Consider the following 18,363-nt stretch of genomic DNA (forward strand, 5'->3'; position numbering starts at 1 on the left):
GCGGTCCCGCGCGGGCACAAAAAAACACCGACCCGAAGGTCGGTGTGAGGTGGGGCGAAGGGCTGCCCGGAGGATCAGTGGTCGTCTTGGCGGCGGTCCCAGCGGTCGTTCATCCGGTCCATGAAGGACGCCGACTGCTGCCGGCCGCGCGACGTGCTGCCCGACTTCGACCCCGAGGCGGAAAGCCCGCGCAGGCCACGGTGCGAAGGGGTGACGGCGAGGATGACGCCGCCGAGCATCACGACGAAGCCGATCACGCCGATGAACACGAGCGGGATCGCGACGCCCGCGATGAGTCCGCCGAGTCCGACGAGGACGAGGACCATGCCATAGACGACGTTGCGATAGCTGATGGATCGGCCGTCACGGGAGGCGTGGACGACGTCGGCGTCGTTATGCATGAGATGGCGTTCCATCTCATCGAGCAGGCGCTGCTCTTGTTCGGAGAGTGGCATGCGTCCCCCTCGGGTCAACCAGTTCCCACAAGTCTACTCGTGGCTGTGATCACTAGGCTAGGCCTGTGGCATCCTCCCCCGACCTGATCGCGGCGCTTTCTCAGCAACTGGATGACTTCTTCTCGGCGCAGCGTGCGCAGGCCGCCGATTTCGGCACGGAGGCGGCGATGCTGATGGATGCCGCGGCCGATGCGACGACGGGCGGAAAGCGGCTGCGCGCCCGTTTCTGCGTCGCCGGCTGGGAAGCGGTGAGCGAGAATCGCGCGGGGGTCAGCGCCCCTCCGACGGACGTGATCACCGCCGCTGCGGCGCTCGAGGTCTTCCACGCCGCCGCCCTCGTGCACGACGACATCATCGACAATTCCGACACCAGGAGGGGGCGCCGCTCGGCGCACCGCCTCATCGAATCCGAGCACCGCTCGGCGGGCTGGAGCGGCGACGCCGAGGCGTTCGGCCGCGCCGGCGGGATTCTGCTCGGCGACCTCCTCGTCGCGCTCAGCGACGACCTCTTCGAACAGGCGCTCGCCCGGTTCGACACCGCCCTCGCCGCGGCGGCGCGACAGCAGTACGCGCGCATGCGGCGCGATGTGACGATCGGGCAGTTCCTCGACGTCGCCGAGGAGTCCGCGCACACCGTCGCTCCCGACGAGGAGCACGCCGACCGGGCGCTGCGCGTGGCGTCGCTGAAGTCGGCGCGCTACAGCGTCGAGCAGCCGCTGCTGATCGGCGCACGCCTCGCCGGGGCCGATCCGGATCAGGTGCGCGCTCTCGCGGAGTTCGGTCATCCCGTCGGCATGGCGTTCCAGCTGCGCGATGACGTGCTGGGCGTGTTCGGCGACGAGCGCGTAACGGGCAAGCCCGCCGGCGACGACCTGCGTGAGGGGAAGCGCACAGTCCTCATCGCGTACGCGCGCGAGGAGCTGCCGCCCGGGGCGCGGCGCACCCTCGACGAGCTCCTCGGCGACCCCGATCTCGACGAGTCCCAGATCACGGCGCTCCAGCGCACGATCGAGGACAGCGGGGCACTCGACCGTGTGGAGGCGCTCATCGAGCGCTTCGTCCGTACCGCCGATCGGGCGCTGAACGCGGCACGCCTCGGCAACGCCTCGGTGAGCCGGCTGCGCGACCTCGCGCGCGCCGCGGCGGTGCGCGCGGCGTGATCTCCGGTCGATCGGGCGAGGACCGCGTCTTCGCGTGATCAGGCGAGGGTCTGCGCGACCCGGCGCACCTCGCTCTTGCGACCCTGCAGCAGTGCCGAGATCGGCGCCACGCCGATCGAGTCCTCCCGCGCGAACAGCCAGTCGATGGCCTCGTCGTCGGTGAAGCCCGCGTCGTGCAGGACGAACAGCGTTCCGCGCAGCGAGGAGAGCACGCGCCCGTCGACGAGGAACGCGCCGGGCACCTGCGGCGCCCCGCCCGCACGACGCGACGCGACGAGCTGACGGTCCTCGAGCATCTGCCGCACCCGGCTCGGCGTCTCGCCGAGCGCCTCGGCGACCTCGGGGATGCTGAGCCACTCGATCGGCACGGATGCTGCATTCTCACCGGTCATCCGCCCACTATCTCACGCTCGTGCGCATCCCCGGCTCTCGTCACTTCAGTCCCAGAAACCACACTTCTCCCTCCTATAGCACTGGTTGACAGCAATTCACATCCGTGACACGCTCTCATGGTCACTGAGGGGGAAGCTCGTGCCGAATTCGCACATCTCTGTTCGTCGTACCACCGCGGCGCTGCCGGTCGCCATCGCGGGATCCATCGCCGGATCGCTGGCTCTGTCGCTCGCCGGCGCACCCGCCCACGCGGCGGAGGTGCCGCAGCGGGCGCCGCTCGAGCCCCACGCGCCGGCCACGGCGACCATCCCCCACCTCGCCTCGGCGGGCGCGATGTCCGGCGCGGCGATCACGGCAGTCGGGTCGTTCGGCGTCGCGGCGAAGGCCCCGGCGGCACGCCGCACGCCGACCACTCACCGCATCGTGCGCGGCGACACCGTGAGCGCCATCGCCGCCCGGTACGGCCTGCGCACGGCAGACGTGCTCTCGTGGAACCACCTCACCTGGTCGAGCATCATCTACCCTGGCCAGACCCTGCGCCTGACGGCACCCGGCGCAGCGTCAGCGCATTCCGCGCCGTCGAAGGCTGCCGCATCCCGCCCCGCCACCAAGCCGAAGGCGGCGAAGACCGTCACGGCACGCACCACCGGCAGCACGTATACCGTGCGCTCCGGTGACACCGTCAGCGCCATCGCACGCCGACACGGCCAGTCGACGCAGGCCGTGCTCAACGCGAACGGGCTGCGCTGGTCGTCGACGATCTACCCCGGCCAGAAGCTCACGATCCCCGGGAAGGCCGCGCCGGCGGCGAAGCCGGCGAGCGCGAAGCCCGCAGCCCCGAAGCACACGGCGAAGCCCGCTCCGAAGGCGGCGGCTCCCGCCTCGACCGGCACGGTCTCCCCCGGAGACGCCTATGCGGTGCGCGCCGGCGACACGATGTCGGCGATCGCCGCACGCCACGGCGTGAGCGTCACGGCGCTGCTGCATGCCAATGACATGGACTGGAACTCCATCATCTATCCCGGCCAGAAGCTCACGATCCCCACGAGCGGCATCCCGGGACTCACGACCGAGCAGGCGGCCAACGCCAGGCTCATCGTGCGCGTCGGACGGCAGATGGGAGTGCCCGAGCGGGGCATCGCGATCGCGCTCGGCACCGCGATGCAGGAGTCCAGCCTCCGCAACCTCGACTACGGCGACCGGGATTCACTGGGGCTCTTCCAGCAGCGACCGAGCACGGGATGGGGCACGGCGGCGCAGGTGCGCAACGCCGAGCGCGCGATCCGTGTCTTCTTCGGCGGACCCGGCGATCCGAACGGCACCCGCACACGCGGCCTTCTCGACATCCCCGGCTGGCAGAGCATGGCGTTCACCGAGGCGGCCCAGGCCGTGCAGATCTCGGCGTATCCCGACGCCTACGCCCAGTGGGAGAAGCCCGCGCTCGCCTGGCTTGCGGCGATCGGCTGAGGCGTCCGCCCGGTCACGGTGCGGTCTCGGGCGGTGAGCCGCTCCCGGGGCCCACACCCTGTCGTCCGTAGACTTCTGGGGTGAGCACGAGTCAGCAGGCCGACCCGCTGATCGGACGTCTGGTCGACGGCCGATACCGGGTGCGCGCGCGCATCGCGCGGGGCGGCATGGCGACCGTGTACGTCGCGACCGACCTGCGGCTCGAGCGGCGCATCGCGCTGAAGGTGATGCACAGTCATCTCAGCGACGACGCCGTGTTCCAGAGCCGCTTCATCCAGGAGGCCCGCGCCGCCGCCCGCCTCGCCGATCCGCACGTCGTCAACGTGTTCGATCAGGGCCAGGACGGCGAGATGGCCTACCTGGTGATGGAGTACCTCCCGGGGATCACCCTGCGCGAGCTGCTGCGCGAGCAGAAGCGGCTCACCGTGCCGCAGGCGGTCACGATCATGGATGCCGTGCTGTCGGGGCTCGCGGCCGCGCACCGGGCAGGCATCGTGCACCGTGACGTCAAGCCCGAGAACGTGCTGCTTGCCGAAGACGGCCGCATCAAGATCGGCGACTTCGGCCTCGCGCGCGCGACGACGGCGAACACCGCGAGCGGGCAGATGCTGCTCGGCACGATCGGCTACCTCGCCCCCGAGCTCGTCACCCGCGGCACGGCCGACGCCCGCAGCGACATCTACGCGCTCGGGATCATGCTCTACGAGATGCTCGCGGGCGAGCAGCCGTACAGGGGCGAGCAGCCCATGCAGATCGCGTTCCAGCACGCGACCGATTCGGTGCCGCGCCCCAGCGTGCGGAACCCCGGAGTGCCCGAGCAGCTCGACGAACTCGTGCTCTGGTCGACGGAGAAGGTGCCCGACGAGCGGCCGGCAGACGCCGGTGAGATGCTGCGCCGGCTGCGCGAGATCGAGCAGCAGTTGGGCATCGCGCCGCAGGTGCAGCGGACGCTGTCGGTCCCGGGCACCGTGACGACCGACCGACTCGACTCCGGTGAGGTGACGAAGCTGCTGCCCTCGGCTGTGGTGGCGTCGACCGCTCCCCCGGCGGAGGACGACGACAACGCGACACGTCTGCGGCGCCGCACCCGCACGCGGCAGGCCCAGGGCGTCTGGCTGCTCGTGCTCGTCGTGCTGCTCGCCGCCCTCGCCGGAGGCGCCGGGTGGTGGTTCGGATCCGGGCCCGGCTCGCTCGTCGCCGTCCCGCAGCTGGCCGGAACGACGTTCAGCCAGGCGCAGAAGGCGCTGCAGGAGCGGACCCTGACGGCGGTCCGCAAGGGCGAGAACAGCCTCGAGGTCGCGGAAGGCCGCGTCATCCGCACCTCTCCGACCCCGGGCACGCGCGTCGACAAGAAGTCGTCGGTCGACGTCGTGGTCTCCCTGGGACCGGCGGAGATCACGATCGCGAAGCTCAGCGGCAAGACCGAGGCTCAGGCACGGGATGCGTTGGGTGCGCAGCACGTCACGGTGGCCGAGAAGAACAAGACCTACTACACCGACCAGGCGAAGGGCACCGTGCTCGGTGTGACGGTGACTCCCGCCGGCGGCGGGAAGGCGATCGGCTGCGACGACGGCTGCACCGCTCACGAGGGCGACAGCGCGACGCTGTCGGTCTCGCTCGGCGCGCTCCCGAGCGTCGTCGGCAGGCCGGTCGACGAGGCGGTCGCGACGCTCAAGGATGCCGGGATCACGGTGAGCTCGCGGTCGGAGGAGTACAGCAGCGACGTGCCCGCCGGCTCGGTCATCAGCATGGCCGACCGTTCGGGCGGCGGCTGGTGGCGTCCGGGCGACAAGACGACGCTCGTCGTGTCGAAGGGGCCGCAGCTGTTCGATGTGCCGGATGTCACCGGCAAGACGCGCGATGACGCGAAGCAGACGCTCGAGTCGGCCGGCTTCGCGGCAGACTACAACGGGTTCTGGAACGCCGTGATCAACGCCGTGACGAAGGTCACCGCTCAATCGCCCGCGGACGGGTCGACCTGCAACGCCGACAAGACGCAGTGCGCCCGGGGGACGACGATCCAGCTGCAGATCAGCGGCTCGTTCTGACCGGGCGCGCCGGCGTGGCCGGGCGTCAGCGCTTCTCGAGCTCCTCGGCGACGAGGAAGGCGAGCTCGAGGCTCTGCATGTGGTTCAGCCGCGGGTCGCAGAGCGACTCGTAGCGGGTGGCCAGGCTCTCCTCGTCGATCTGCTCCGAACCGCCGAGGCACTCCGTCACATCGTCGCCCGTGAGCTCGACGTGGATGCCGCCGGGGAACGTGCCCACCTGACGGTGTGCGTCGAAGAATCCGCGCACCTCGTCGACCACGTCGTCGAAGCGACGGGTCTTGTAGCCCGTCGGCGTCGTGATCCCGTTGCCGTGCATCGGGTCGGTGACCCAGAGCGGGGTGGCCCCCGCATCCTTCACCGCTTCCAGCAGCGGAGGCAGCGCGTCGCGGATCCTGCCGGCCCCCATGCGGGTGATGAACGTGAGACGACCCGGCTCGCGCTCGGGGTCGAGCTTGTCGATGAGCGCCAGTGCCGTCTCGGGGCTCGTCGTCGGCCCGAGCTTCACGCCGATGGGATTGCGGATCTTCGAGAAGTAGTCGACGTGCGCGCCGTCGAGATCGCGGGTGCGCTCGCCGATCCACAGGAAGTGCGCCGACGTGTTGTAGGGCGTGTCGGTGCGCGAGTCGATGCGGGTCATCGGCCGCTCGTAGTCCATCAGGAGGCCCTCGTGGCCGGTGTAGAACTCGACGCGACGCAGCTCCTCGAAGTCGGCGCCCGCCGCCTCCATGAACTTGATCGCCCGATCGATCTCCGCCGCGAGGCGCTCGTACCGCTGGTTCGCGGGGTTCTTCGCGAACCCCTGGTTCCAGCTGTGCACCTCGCGCAGGTCGGCGAAGCCGCCCTGCGTGAACGCGCGGATGAGATTCAGCGTCGCCGAAGCCGTGTGGTACCCGCGAAGCAGGCGCTGCGGATCGGGAGTGCGCGACCCCGCGGTGAAGTCGTAGCCGTTGACGATGTCGCCGCGGTAGGCCGGCAGCGTGACGTCGCCGCGCGTCTCGGTCTCACTCGAGCGCGGCTTGGCGAACTGGCCCGCCATCCGGCCCATCTTGATGACGGGCATCGATGCGCCGTACGTGAGGACGACGGCCATCTGCAGCACGGTCTTGATGCGGTTGCGGATCTGATCGGCGGTCGCTCCCGCGAACGTCTCGGCACAGTCGCCGCCCTGCAGGAGGAACGCCTTGCCGGCTGCGGCGCCGGCGAGCTTGTCGCGCAGCTGATCGACCTCGCCGGCGAACACGAGCGGAGGCATGGACGCGATCTCCGCGGATGCGGCGGCCACCGCCTCGGCGTCAGCCCACTGCGGCTGCTGCTTGATGGGAAGCGTGCGCCAGTGGTCGAGGGCGTCGAGGGAAACCAGCATCCGGCAAGTCTACCGGCGGGGCACCCTCATCTCTTCGCAGATGACGCCAGACGGTCCTTGACCGTCGACGCGTAGACGTCCTCGTACGACTGCTGCCCGAGGCGCTGTAGAGCGACCATGATCTCGTCGACGACGGATCGCAGGATGTACCGGTCGTTCTCCATCCCGGCGTAGCGGGAGAAGTCGAGCGGCTCGCCGATCACGACGCCCACGCGCGCGATGCGCGGCAGCCGCCGGCCGATCGGCATCATCGTGTCGGTGTCGACCATGACGACCGGCACGACGGGCACGTCCGCCTCCAGCGCCATGCGGGCGATCCCGGTGCGTCCCCGGTAGAGCTTGCCGTCGGGGCTGCGCGTGCCCTCCGGATAGATGCCGAGCAGCTCGCCGCGGCCGAGCACCTGCAAGCCCGTGTTCAGCGACGCCTCCGACGCCTTGCCGCCCGAGCGGTCGATCGGCAGCTGTCCGGTGGCCTTCATGAACACGCGGGTCGCCCACCCCTTGATGCCGCGGCCGGTGAAGTAGTCGCTCTTCGCGAGGAACGCGACCGGCCGGTCGATGAGCAGCGGCAGGAAGATCGAGTCGGCGAACGAGAGGTGGTTGCTGGCGAGGATCGCGGCACCGGATGCCGGGACGTTGCGTCGACCGACGATCCAGGGGCGGAAGATCGCCTTCAGCACGGGCCCGATGACCACGTACTTCATGAGCCAGTAGAACATTGTCGCCCCCTTCCGTCCGCATGCGCTCCGCGTTCCCTCCGCGTGCACCGGAGAAGTCTACCGAGCCGTCCGGCGGCGGGTCGGCGAGGGGGCCCCGGCTAGACTCGAGTCACAGCACGCCCGCATCGGTACCGAAGGAGATGCCGTCATGACCCTCGCCGAGTTCAGCGCTCCCGCGATCGTCCCCGCCGATCCCCAGGCGAACATCGCCGATCTCCTCGAGGAGCGGGTGTCCGCCACTCCCGACCTCGCCCTGTTCGCCGTGCCCGAGGGCGACGGCTGGCGCGACATCACCGCAGCGCAGTTCCGGGACGACGTGCTCGCCGTGGCGAAGGGCTTCGTCGCCGGCGGCCTCGAGCCCGGCGACAAGGTGGGATTCATCGCGCGCACCACCTACGAGTGGACCCTCATCGACTTCGCCCTGTTCTATGCCGGCGCCGTCATGGTGCCGATCTACGAGACGAGCTCTGCCGGGCAGATCCAGTGGAACCTGTCGGATGCCGGAGCGGTGGCGTGCATCGTCGAGCTGCCCGAGCACTCCGAGCGCTTCGCGGAGGCGAAGACCGAGCTTCCGCTCATCCGCACCACCTGGCACCTCCACGAGGGCGCACTCGACGAGCTGCGCGCGAACGGCGCGTCGGTCGCCGACGAAGAGATCGAGCGGCGCCGCAGCCTCGCGAACGGGGCGGACATCGCGACGCTCATCTACACCGCGGGCACCACCGGCCGGCCGAAGGGGTGCGTGCTCACGCACTCGAACTTCGTCGAGCTCGCCCGCAACTCGGCGCGTTCGCTCGCCGAGGTGGTCGAGACACCGGGCGCATCCACTCTGCTGTTCATCACCACGGCGCACGTGTTCGCGCGGTTCATCTCGATCCTCAACGTGCATGCCGGCGTGAAGACCGGCCATCAGCCCGACACGCGTCAGCTGCTTCCGGCGCTCGGGTCGTTCCGGCCGACGTTCCTCCTCGCGGTGCCGCGGGTGTTCGAGAAGGTGTACAACTCCGCCGAGCAGAAGGCCGAGTCGGGCGGCAAGGGCAAGATCTTCCGCGCCGCCGCACGCACCGCGATCGAGCACTCGCGGCGAGTGCAGGAGGGCGAGAAGGTCCCCTTCTTCCTCGGCCTGAAGTTCAAGGTCTTCGACAAGCTCGTCTACAGCACTCTGCGCGAGGCGATGGGCGGCAACATCCGGTACGCGATCTCGGGCTCGGCCCCGCTCGGCGAGCGGCTCGGCCACTTCTTCGCGAGCCTCGGCGTCATCGTGCTCGAGGGCTATGGGCTGACCGAGACCACGGCTCCCGCGACGGTCAACGTGCCGAAGCGGACGAAGATCGGCACCGTGGGCCCGGCGCTTCCGGGGGTCTCGCTGCGTCTGGCCGACGACGGCGAGGTGCAGGTGCGCGGCATCAACGTGTTCAAGGAGTACTGGAACCGCCCGGATGCGACGGCCGAGGCGTTCGACGACGGATGGTTCCGCACCGGTGACATCGGATCGTTCGACGACGAGGGCTACCTCACGATCACCGGCCGCAAGAAGGAGATGATCGTCACCGCGGGCGGCAAGAACGTCGCGCCGGCGGTTCTCGAGGACCCGATCCGGGCGAACCCGGTGGTCGGGCAGGTCGTCGTCGTGGGCGACCAGCGCCCGTTCATCGCGGCGCTGATCACGCTCGACACCGAGATGCTGCCGACGTGGCTCGGCAACAACGGGCTCGACGCGACGATGTCGCTGCCGGAGGCCGCCGAGAACCCGCAGGTCCGGGCCGAGGTGCAGCGGGCGATCGACGAGGCGAACAAGATGGTGTCGCGTGCGGAGTCGATCCGCAAGTTCGTCATCCTGCCGACCGAGTGGACCGAGGCGAGCGGACACCTCACGCCGAAGTTCAGCATCAAGCGCAACGTCATCCTGAAGGACTTCGCCGACGAGATCGACGAGATCTACAACGTCGGCGCCAGCACGACGAACGTCTCCCTGAAGTAACGCTCCCCTCCCGCGCCGGGCTCGCCCCTCCGTCGGTTCATTTCGGCGAAGTCGTACGATCTCGCCGATTGAACACCAATCCGCGCGCTGACTCGTGTTCAGTGGTGAGTTTGATGTGGTGTCGCGGAGTGTTCGCCGGTTATCCGGATGCCGGCGGCCCGGGGTCGGGATTCGGCCGTCGCAGCGGCGGGCGGATGCCGTACACAGCGAGTCGCTCGATGAATGCCCGCACGGTGCCGATGTCGTCGTCACGGACACGCAACACGCGCCGGCCGGTGCGAGCACGGATCCAATCCTCCCGGCGCTTCTCCTCCAGAAGCACCTGTTCCAATTCACTTCCGCGGCGCATGGCCTCGTCGAGGTACTTCGACATGCCGTCGAACTCGAGCCATCCCTCCTCCGTGTCAGCGTCCACGTAGAAGGTCGTGCCGTCGGGGCCGTCGACCGGCACCTGAAGTCGGCGCGTGCGGATGCCCACCTGCGCCAGGCGCAGACGCGCGACACTCTCTCCTGGCAGTTGCGCCCGGCCGTCGGCGAAGTCCACGACCCATCGGGCCCGCCGTGCACCTCGCACACCCGGCATCGAGCCGAGCACCGCATGCATCTGATGCCGCAGAGCAGCTGCGGCATCCTCGTCAAAGTCCCGTGAGCCGGCGCCGGCTGCCACGGACCTCAGCGCGGCATCCGCACAGGCAACTGCAGTCTCGAGAGTGCTCGTACGCGCGACGTCGACAACGGTACGCGCGAGCGACGTACACCGGATGCCGTCGACCTCGACGACATCCTCTTCCATGAGCGAACCGAAATGCCTCAGGACGTCACGGGTGCTCGAGATGCGGACTCCCTCCTCGCAGATGAGGTGGACGCGCTCCGGAAGCATCCGGAACAGTGGCAACTTGTGCGCCACGGCCGCGGAGACGTTCGCGGCGACGGGACCCGGCGGCTCGGCGTCCGCGATGACGGCCATCAGATGGGCCAGGTGCTGCTGCTCCCAGAAGAGCCCATCCCACAACGCGTGGGGCATGTACCAGCCGTGATGCAGCCGATGCACCGCCTTCGCACGGACGGCCGCCCTTATCTGGTGGTCCGTCCAGCCATGGGCGATGAGCGTCGCACGCGACGACAGCGAGGAGCGGATGGCGGCGGGGTCCTGTGTCTTTCGCATGGCACATGATCTTGGTCCGGGCGCATGCTGAGCACGCGGTCCCCACCGCTTCTGTGGAGAGAGGACGCCATCGGATGTGTCTGTGCAGAAGCCGCCGGCGAGTCAGAGCCTTGCGGCGAGTGAACACCAAACTCGTGGGTGAACATCAACCCGCGTGCAGTTTGATGCTCATCCGACGAAATCGTACGATCTCGCCGCAAGCCGGCGGGTCAGAACCAGCCGGACTCGCGGATCTCGCGCATGGCGACGCGGCGGTCGGCGGGGTCGAGGCGGTCGATGTAGAGCATGCCGTCGAGGTGGTCGGTCTCGTGCTGCAGCGCCTGTGCCAGCACGCCGTCGCCCGAGACGGTGACCTCGTTGCCGTCGGCATCGACCCCGGTCACGGTCGCGTGCGGATACCGCATCACCTCGTGCCAGAGGCCGGGCACGGACAGGCATCCCTCGCCGATGCGCTCCGGCTCCCCCGACACCTCGACGAGAACCGGGTTGATCACGTAGCCGATCTCGCCGTCGACGTTGTAGCTGAACGCCCGCAGCCCCACGCCGATCTGGGGAGCCGCGACACCGGCGCGGCCGGGCAGCTCGACGGTGTCGACGAGGTCCTGCGCGAGCGCGTGGGTGCCCTCGTCGAACGTCTCGACCGCAGCACTCGGGCTGCGCAGCACCGGGTCGCCGAAGAGGCGGATCTGCCGCACCGTCATGGTCAGGCCGCTGCCGGGAGGGCGCGGAGCCCCTCGACGACGGTCACGGCGAGTTCCCGAGCGGCCTCGCGGGTCGCCGGCTGCAGCTCGCGGAACGCGATGGCGCTCCCGGTCGCGATTGCGGGATCGTACGGCACCCGCACGACGGCCCGGACCCGGCTGCTGAAGTGCGCCTCGAGCTCGTCCTCGCGCACGAGCGGCGCGCCCGGACGGGCGTTGTTCAGCACCACGACGGCATTGCGCACCTGCGCCGCATAGCCGTTCGACTCCAGCCAGGTCAGCGTCTCGGATGCCAGCCGCGCCTCGTCGATGCTCAAGCCCGAGACGATCACGAGCTGATCGGCGAGCCCCAGCGTCGCCTCCATGACGGAATGGACGATGCCGGTGCCGGTGTCGGTGAGCACGATCGAGTAGTAGTGCGCCGCGAGCGCCGCGACGTCCTCGTAGTCCTTGTCGCTGAACGCCTCGGACACATGCGGGTCGGCGTCGGATGCGAGCACGTCGAGGCGGGTCTCGTCGCGGGCGACGACCGTCGAGACGTCGTTGTACCCGTTGACGTTGCCCTTCATCCGCACGAGGTCGCGAACGGTGTTGCCACTCGGCCGGGCGATGCGCTCGGCGAGCGTGCCCCGGTCGGGGTTCGCGTCGATCGCGATCACCCGGTCGTCGCGGGCATCGGCCAGCGCCATGCCGAGCAGGGTGGTGATCGTCGTCTTGCCGACGCCGCCCTTGCGCGAGAGGACGGGAACGAACCGGGCTCCGCCGCTCAGCGGCGCCGCGATGCGGTTGGTGAGGTCCTTGCGGGCACGCGCCCGCTTGCCGTCGCCCAGGTTGATGCGGCCGCCCGACAGGGAGTACACGAGGTGCTGCCACGCCCCTTCGGGCTCGCCGCCGGTGAGCTTGCCCGGCTCGAGCAGACGATCCGGCGTCAGAAGGTCGGAACTCTCCTTGCCGGCCTCGAAGTCGTCGAACCGCTTCGAGCTGAGCGTGACGTCGGGCTTGCGCACGCGCACGCGCTCCACCTCGTGGGCGCGCTGGGCGCGGTTCTCGTCCATGGAAGCCTCCTGAGGGACGTGCCGGACATCGTCGTCCGAGACTGATTCGATCATGTCATCGACGGATGCGTCCAGGTCGGGCGCGACGATCTCGGCGTCCTCGATCATCTCGTCGTCGCGGGACGCCGGCGCCGCGAGCGTGGGGTCGTCCTCGAGCTCCTCGTCCTCGAGGACGGCATCGTCGGCGCCATCACGCGCAACGGCGGGCTCGGGCTCGATCTCCGCGGCCTCGACAGGCTCGGTCTCGACGGGCTCATCGATCCGTTCCTGCACGGCCTGCAGCCGTGTCGCACCGGGGGCCTCGCCCTCAGCCTCATCGTCCTCGGATCCCGCGTCCGTCTCGACGTCCGCGTCGTCGTCCGTCTCGAGTTCCGCGTCGGCCGCCTCAAGCTCCGCCTCGGCGACAACCTCCCCGGAGTCCGCGTCGGCGGCCACGTCCCCCGCTTCGAGATCCACCGTCGACGAGTCCCCCGCCTCGAGCTCGGCGCCGGAGGACGCATCCGTCACCTCGGCATCCGCGTCGTCCGACGCATCCGTCGCCTCGTCGTCGTCGACCGCCCCCGCGTCAGCGACGAGGTCCGGCTCGGCCTCCGCGGTGAAGTCCACTTCGTCGCCGATCACGTCGTCGTCGAGCAGATCGTCGTCACCCGACATCGGCAGGGCGACCGGCACCTGGGCGGTGGCGCCGCCGAGGATGCCCAGCACCGATGTGTCGGTGCTGGCGGCGTCACTCAGCACGCCGAGCTCGTCGGCGTTCTCGGGGTTGGCGTCGGGATGGTCAGGCGTCAAGGCAGAACTCTCCAAGGCAGCGGGGGCTCGGGCGAACCCCGCCCTCCAGGTTACTGCCGTGGACGGATGACGACCAAAAGGTCTCCCGCCTCCACCTGGGCTGTTCCCGGCAGCACGACCCGCTCGACGACGCCGGCGACGGGGGCGGTGATCGCCGCCTCCATCTTCATCGCCTCGATCGACGCGACGGGTTGACCGGCCTCGATCGCCTCGCCCTCCGCGACCTTGACGGTGACGGCGCCGGAGAACGGGGCGGCGACCTGGCCGGGCTTGGAGGTGTCGGCCTTCTCCGCCTGGCGCGCGGCGACCTCGATGCCGCGGTCGCGCACGAACACCGGACGCAGCTGTCCGTTGAGCTTCGTCATGACCGAGCGCATGCCCTTGTCGTCGGCCTCGCCGATGGCCTCGAGCCCGACGTAGAGCTGCACGCCCCGCTCGAGCTCGACGACGTGCTCGGTGCCCGGCGTGAGGCCGTAGAGGTAGTCGGCGGTGTCGAGCACGCTGAGGTCGCCGAACTGCTCGCGCTGCTCGCGGTACACCCGCGTCGGGGCGGGGAAGAGCAGCTCGTTGAGCATCCGGCGGCGAGTGGCGGAATCGGAGCCGAGAGCGGTCTCCTGCTCGGCGGAGATCGGAGTCAGGCTCATCTTCACGTCACGGCCGGCGAGGACCTTGCTGCGGAACGGCTCGGGCCATCCGCCCGGCAGGTCGCCCAGCTCCCCCGCCATGAAGGAGACGACCGAGTCGGGTACGTCGTACCGCTCGGGGTGCTCCTCGAAGTCGGCGGGGTCGGCCTTCACCGCCGCGAGGTGCAGCGCGAGGTCGCCGACGACCTTCGACGACGGCGTGACCTTCGGCACGCGCCCGAGGATGTCGTTCGCGGCGGCGTACATGTCCTCGATGAGCTCGAAGTCCTCCGACAGGCCCAGCGCGATCGCCTGCTGCCGCAGGTTCGAGAGCTGCCCGCCCGGGATCTCGTGGTGGTACACCCGCCCGGTGGGGCCGGGCAGACCTGACTCGAACGGGTGGTAGAGGTGGCGCACCGCCTCCCAGTACGGCTCGAGGTCGGAGACACCGGCGAGGTCGAGCCCCGTGTCGCGGTCGGTGTGCGCGAGGGCGGCGACGAGCGCCGACAGGGACGGCTGGCTCGTGGTGCCCGACATCGGCGCTGCGGCGGCGTCGACGGCGTCGGCCCCGGCGGCGCTCGCCGCGAGCAGCGTCGCGAGCTGCCCGCCCGCCGTGTCGTGGGTGTGCACGTGCACCGGCGCGTCGAACCGCTCGCGCAGCGCCGAGACGAGCTTCGCGGCGGCGGCCGGGCGCAGCAGCCCCGCCATGTCCTTGATCGCGAGGATGTGCGCGCCGGCGCCGACGATCTGCTCCGCGAGGCGCAGGTAGTAGTCGAGCGTGTAGAGGTCCTCGGCCGGGTCCAGCAGGTCGCCGGTGTAGCAGACGGCGACCTCCGCCACCGCGGTGCCGGTCTCGAGCACTGCATCGATCGCCGGGCGCATCTGGGTCACGTCGTTCAGCGCGTCGAAGATGCGGAAGATGTCGATGCCGGATGCCGCGGCCTCGCGGACGAACGCATCCGTGACCTCGGTCGGGTAGGGCGTGTAGCCGACGGTGTTCCGCCCGCGCAGCAGCATCTGGATGGCGATGTTCGGCATCGCCTCGCGCAGCTTGTCGAGCCGCTCCCACGGGTCTTCGCCGAGGAACCGCAGCGCCACGTCGTAGGTGGCGCCGCCCCATGCTTCGACCGACAGCAGCTGAGACTCCAGCCGGGCGACGTAGGGCGCCACGGTGACGAGATCCTTCGTGCGCACTCGGGTCGCCAGGAGCGACTGGTGGGCGTCGCGGAACGTCGTCTCGGTGACGGCCAGCGGGGTGCGCTGCCGCAGGTCGGCGGCGAATCCGGCCGGGCCGAGAGCGAGGAGGCGCTGACGCGATCCGTCGGGCACTGGGGCGTCGAGGTCGACCGCCGGGAGCTTCAGGGCCGGGTCGATCGACAGCGGGTTCACGCCGTTCGGCTTGTTGACGGTGGTGTCGACGAGCCAGTTCAGGATCTTGGTGCCCCGGTCCTTCGAGGTGCGGCCGCGCAGCAGCTGGGGCCGCTCCTCGATGAACGCCGTCGAGAGGTCGCCGGCGGCGAACGCCGGATCGTCGAGCACCGCCTGCATGAACGGGATGTTCGTGGCGACGCCGCGGATGCGGAACTCGGCGAGGGCGCGCCGCGCACGCATGACCGCCTGCGGGAAGTCGCGGCCGCGGCAGATGAGCTTCGCGAGCATCGAGTCGAAGTGCGGGCTGATCTGCGAGCCGGCCGCCGTCGTCCCGCCGTCCAGCCGGATGCCGGCGCCGCCGGGCGAACGGTACGTCGTGATCTTGCCGGTGTCGGGGCGGAAGTCCTGGGTGGGATCCTCGGTCGTGATGCGGCACTGCAGCGCCGCGCCCCGCGGATGGATCTCCTCCTGACGGAGGCCGAGGTCGTCGAGCGTCTCGCCCGCGGCGATGCGCATCTGCGACTGCACGAGGTCGATGTCGGTGATCTCCTCGGTCACGGTGTGTTCGACCTGGATGCGCGGGTTCATCTCGATGAACACGACCTCGCCGGCGCGCTCCCCCGCGGTCTCGAGCAGGAACTCGACGGTTCCGGCGTTCTGGTACCTGATCGATTCGGCGAACGCGACGGCGTGACGGTGCAGGGCCGTGCGGATGTCGTCGTCGAGGTTCGGGGCCGGCGCGATCTCGACGACCTTCTGATGCCGGCGCTGCACGGAGCAGTCGCGCTCGAACAGGTGGATCGTGTGACCCGCCCCGTCGGCGAGGATCTGCACCTCGATGTGCCGGGGACGGATGACGGCCTGCTCGAGGAACATGCGCGGGTCGCCGAACGCGCTGCCCGCTTCGCGCATCGCCTCGGCGAGGGCCGGGGCGAGCTCGCCCTTGCTCTCCACACGGCGCATCCCGCGCCCGCCGCCGCCGGCGACGGCCTTCGCGAACAGCGGGAAGCCGATGAGGTCGGCCTGCGCGACGAGCTCGTCGACGTCGTCCGACGCCTCCGTGGAGCGGAGCACCGGCACGCCGGCCTCGATCGCGTGATGCTTGGCCTCCACCTTGTTCCCGGCCATCTCGAGCACCGCGGCGGGGGGACCGATGAACGTGATGCCGTTCGCCGCCGCCTTCTCCGCGAGCTCGGGGTTCTCGGAGAGGAAGCCGTAGCCCGGGTAGATCGCGTCGGCGCCCGACTCGACGGCCACGCGGATGATCTCGTCGACGTCGAGGTAGGCGCGGACCGGGTGCCCCTCCTCGCCGATCTGGTACGCCTCGTCGGCCTTCAGCCGGTGCAGCGAGTGGCGGTCTTCATAGGGGTAGACCGCGACCGTGCGGGCCCCGAGTTCGTATGCGGCGCGGAAGGCGCGGATCGCGATCTCACCGCGATTGGCGACAAGGATCTTTCGGAACATGCAGACCCCCAAACGGGTGGCGGCCACCCGGGTGGGGGCGAGCGCGTGTCGTGGCTGAGTGTGATCTCAGCCTAAGGGACGGTAACGTAGGGCCTTGTGCACGTCCTCTCCGTCAGCTCACTCAAGGGCGGCGTCGGCAAGACGACCGTCACGCTCGGGCTCGCTTCGGCGGCGTTCGCCCGCGGCGTGAAGACGCTCGTCGTCGACCTCGACCCGCAGTCCGACGTCTCCACGGGAATGGACATCCAGGTCGCCGGCCGGCTGAACATCGCCGACGTACTGGCGAATCCCAAGGAGAAGGTGGTCCGCCAGGCGATCACCTCGAGCGGCTGGGCGAAGGTGCACCCGGGCACGATCGACGTGATGATCGGCAGCCCGTCGGCGATCAACTTCGACGGGCCGCATCCCAGCGTCCGTGACGTGTGGAAGCTCGAAGAGGCCCTCGCCGCCGTCGAGGCCGACTACGATCTCGTGCTCGTCGACTGCGCGCCGTCGCTGAACGCGCTCACCCGCACGGCGTGGGCGGCGAGCGACCGCGTCATCGTCGTGACCGAGCCGGGACTGTTCTCGGTCGCGGCCGCCGACCGTGCCCTCCGCGCGATCGAGGAGATCCGCCGCGGGCTCTCGCCGCGTCTGCAGCCGCTCGGTATCGTCGTGAACCGGGTGCGTCCGCAGTCCATCGAGCACCAGTTCCGCATCAAGGAGCTGCGCGACATGTTCGGGCCGCTCGTGCTCTCCCCTCAGCTGCCCGAGCGCACGTCGCTGCAGCAGGCGCAGGGCGCGGCGAAGCCGCTGCACATCTGGCCCGGCGACTCCGCCCAGGAGCTCGCGGCCGACTTCGACGCGCTCCTCGACCGCGTCATGCGCACGGGCCGCATCGCGTCGCCCGACGGCGTCACCGTCGGCTGACGCATCCGGCCCTTCGACTCGTCGCTACGCGACTCGCTCAGGGACCTGGCAGAACGCCTCCGCGCGACTCGCTCAGGGACCTGGCAGAACGGTGCTGCGCGACGGGCGGCGCGGCTACGCGGTGCGCTTGGCGCGACGCGCCGCGAGCTCGTCGAGCGGCTCCGGCGTCTGGGCGTCGAAGTCGAGGAGAGTCGACTCGACCTCTGTCAGCACCTTGCCCACGGCGATCCCGAACACGCCCTGGCCGCGGCTGACGAGGTCGATGACCTCGTCGTTCGACGTACACAGGTACACCGAGGCGCCGTCGCTCATGAGCGTCGTTCCGGCGAGGTCACGGATGCCGGCGGCGCGCAGCTGCTCGACGGCGGTGCGGATCTGCTGCAGCGAGATCCCGGTGTCGAGCAGACGCTTCACGAGCTTCAGGACGAGGATGTCGCGGAAGCCGTACAGGCGCTGCGACCCCGAGCCGCTCGCGCCGCGCACCGTCGGCTCGACGAGCTCGGTGCGAGCCCAGTAATCCAGCTGACGGTACGTGATGCCGGCGGCACGCGCCGCGACGGCGCCGCGGTAGCCGACCTCGTCGTCCATCGCGGGGAGTCCGTCGGTGAAAAGGAGGTCCACGGCGAACCGCTGCTCTCCTGCCGTATCCTCGGCAGTCATCGAGATCCCCCTTCACCGGACAACATGTACCGCTCCATCC

The 18,363-nt window shown here is 70.0% G+C and carries 14 protein-coding genes; 5 read left to right on the plus strand and 9 right to left on the minus strand.

Annotated elements, in window-relative coordinates; genetic code table 11:
• Window positions 1-74: 74 nt before the first annotated feature.
• A complete protein-coding gene (locus AC3RX1_RS15265) occupies window positions 75-455 on the minus strand; it encodes an SCO2097 family morphological protein (protein ID WP_491502120.1) in 381 nt (126 codons plus the stop codon).
• Window positions 456-520: 65 nt separating this feature from the next.
• Here AC3RX1_RS15265 and AC3RX1_RS15270 point away from each other — a divergent pair, with 65 nt between their 5' ends.
• The gene (locus AC3RX1_RS15270; RefSeq protein WP_491502121.1) at window positions 521-1,615 is read left to right on the plus strand and encodes a polyprenyl synthetase family protein; all 1,095 of its coding nucleotides are present in this window, start codon (window positions 521-523) and stop codon (window positions 1,613-1,615) included.
• Between the two features lie 38 nt (window positions 1,616-1,653).
• Here the strand turns inward: AC3RX1_RS15270 and AC3RX1_RS15275 are convergent, their stop codons facing one another.
• Window positions 1,654-2,007 (minus strand): Rv2175c family DNA-binding protein, encoded by a 354-nt coding sequence (locus AC3RX1_RS15275; RefSeq protein ID WP_491502122.1) that lies wholly within the window; start codon window positions 2,005-2,007, stop codon window positions 1,654-1,656.
• A 181-nt stretch (window positions 2,008-2,188) separates the two neighbouring features.
• On the opposite strand from AC3RX1_RS15275, the gene AC3RX1_RS15280 reads away from it, so the two are divergent.
• Complete coding sequence (locus AC3RX1_RS15280; RefSeq protein WP_491502202.1) at window positions 2,189-3,475, plus strand: LysM peptidoglycan-binding domain-containing protein; 1,287 nt, start codon at window positions 2,189-2,191, stop codon at window positions 3,473-3,475.
• A gap of 80 nt (window positions 3,476-3,555) precedes the next feature.
• Window positions 3,556-5,523 carry a Stk1 family PASTA domain-containing Ser/Thr kinase gene (pknB, locus tag AC3RX1_RS15285; protein WP_491502123.1) on the plus strand — a complete coding sequence of 656 codons (1,968 nt, stop codon included), beginning with the start codon at window positions 3,556-3,558 and terminating at the stop codon, window positions 5,521-5,523.
• A 25-nt stretch (window positions 5,524-5,548) separates the two neighbouring features.
• Here pknB and AC3RX1_RS15290 read toward each other — a convergent pair whose 3' ends face one another.
• Window positions 5,549-6,886: a class II 3-deoxy-7-phosphoheptulonate synthase gene (locus AC3RX1_RS15290; protein WP_491502124.1), complete on the minus strand. Its 1,338-nt coding sequence runs from the start codon at window positions 6,884-6,886 to the stop codon at window positions 5,549-5,551.
• Between the two features lie 26 nt (window positions 6,887-6,912).
• Window positions 6,913-7,605: a lysophospholipid acyltransferase family protein gene (locus AC3RX1_RS15295; RefSeq protein ID WP_491502125.1), complete on the minus strand. Its 693-nt coding sequence runs from the start codon at window positions 7,603-7,605 to the stop codon at window positions 6,913-6,915.
• Window positions 7,606-7,753: 148 nt separating this feature from the next.
• Between AC3RX1_RS15295 and AC3RX1_RS15300 the strand changes: the two genes are divergently transcribed.
• Window positions 7,754-9,586: an AMP-dependent synthetase/ligase gene (locus AC3RX1_RS15300; protein ID WP_491502126.1), complete on the plus strand. Its 1,833-nt coding sequence runs from the start codon at window positions 7,754-7,756 to the stop codon at window positions 9,584-9,586.
• A gap of 139 nt (window positions 9,587-9,725) precedes the next feature.
• On the opposite strand, the gene AC3RX1_RS15305 is transcribed toward AC3RX1_RS15300, so the two are convergent.
• The 4 genes from AC3RX1_RS15305 to AC3RX1_RS15320 all read right to left on the minus strand — a co-directional run bounded on the left by AC3RX1_RS15305 (window position 9,726) and on the right by AC3RX1_RS15320 (window position 16,754).
• On the minus strand, window positions 9,726-10,751 hold the full coding sequence (locus tag AC3RX1_RS15305; protein ID WP_491502127.1) for a hypothetical protein: 1,026 nt from the start codon (window positions 10,749-10,751) through the stop codon (window positions 9,726-9,728).
• Window positions 10,752-10,960: 209 nt separating this feature from the next.
• Window positions 10,961-11,452, minus strand: coding sequence for a peptide deformylase (gene def, locus AC3RX1_RS15310; RefSeq protein WP_491502128.1), 492 nt, complete (start codon window positions 11,450-11,452; stop codon window positions 10,961-10,963).
• Window positions 11,453-11,454: 2 nt separating this feature from the next.
• Window positions 11,455-13,296, minus strand: coding sequence for a MinD/ParA family ATP-binding protein (locus AC3RX1_RS15315; protein WP_491502129.1), 1,842 nt, complete (start codon window positions 13,294-13,296; stop codon window positions 11,455-11,457).
• A gap of 50 nt (window positions 13,297-13,346) precedes the next feature.
• A complete protein-coding gene (locus AC3RX1_RS15320) occupies window positions 13,347-16,754 on the minus strand; it encodes a pyruvate carboxylase (RefSeq protein ID WP_491502130.1) in 3,408 nt (1,135 codons plus the stop codon).
• Window positions 16,755-16,850: 96 nt separating this feature from the next.
• Here AC3RX1_RS15320 and AC3RX1_RS15325 point away from each other — a divergent pair, with 96 nt between their 5' ends.
• On the plus strand, window positions 16,851-17,663 hold the full coding sequence (locus tag AC3RX1_RS15325) for a ParA family protein (RefSeq protein ID WP_491502131.1): 813 nt from the start codon (window positions 16,851-16,853) through the stop codon (window positions 17,661-17,663).
• Window positions 17,664-17,777: 114 nt separating this feature from the next.
• On the opposite strand, the gene AC3RX1_RS15330 is transcribed toward AC3RX1_RS15325, so the two are convergent.
• A complete protein-coding gene (locus AC3RX1_RS15330) occupies window positions 17,778-18,323 on the minus strand; it encodes a MerR family transcriptional regulator (RefSeq protein WP_491502132.1) in 546 nt (181 codons plus the stop codon).
• Window positions 18,324-18,363 lie beyond the last annotated feature (40 nt).

The organism is Microbacterium altimontanum (assembly GCF_058349865.2).

Excerpts from the sequence above, each read along its gene's own strand:
- AC3RX1_RS15265 (WP_491502120.1), bottom strand. The coding sequence starts at position 455 with ATGCCACTCTCCGAACAAGAGCAGCGCCTGCTCGATGAGATGGAACGC.
- AC3RX1_RS15275 (WP_491502122.1), bottom strand. The coding sequence starts at position 2,007 with ATGACCGGTGAGAATGCAGCATCCGTGCCGATCGAGTGGCTCAGCATC.
- AC3RX1_RS15290 (WP_491502124.1), bottom strand. The coding sequence starts at position 6,886 with ATGCTGGTTTCCCTCGACGCCCTCGACCACTGGCGCACGCTTCCCATC.
- AC3RX1_RS15295 (WP_491502125.1), bottom strand. The coding sequence starts at position 7,605 with ATGTTCTACTGGCTCATGAAGTACGTGGTCATCGGGCCCGTGCTGAAG.
- AC3RX1_RS15300 (WP_491502126.1), top strand. The coding sequence starts at position 7,754 with ATGACCCTCGCCGAGTTCAGCGCTCCCGCGATCGTCCCCGCCGATCCC.
- AC3RX1_RS15305 (WP_491502127.1), bottom strand. The coding sequence starts at position 10,751 with ATGCGAAAGACACAGGACCCCGCCGCCATCCGCTCCTCGCTGTCGTCG.
- def (WP_491502128.1), bottom strand. The coding sequence starts at position 11,452 with ATGACGGTGCGGCAGATCCGCCTCTTCGGCGACCCGGTGCTGCGCAGC.
- AC3RX1_RS15320 (WP_491502130.1), bottom strand. The coding sequence starts at position 16,754 with ATGTTCCGAAAGATCCTTGTCGCCAATCGCGGTGAGATCGCGATCCGC.
- AC3RX1_RS15330 (WP_491502132.1), bottom strand. The coding sequence starts at position 18,323 with ATGACTGCCGAGGATACGGCAGGAGAGCAGCGGTTCGCCGTGGACCTC.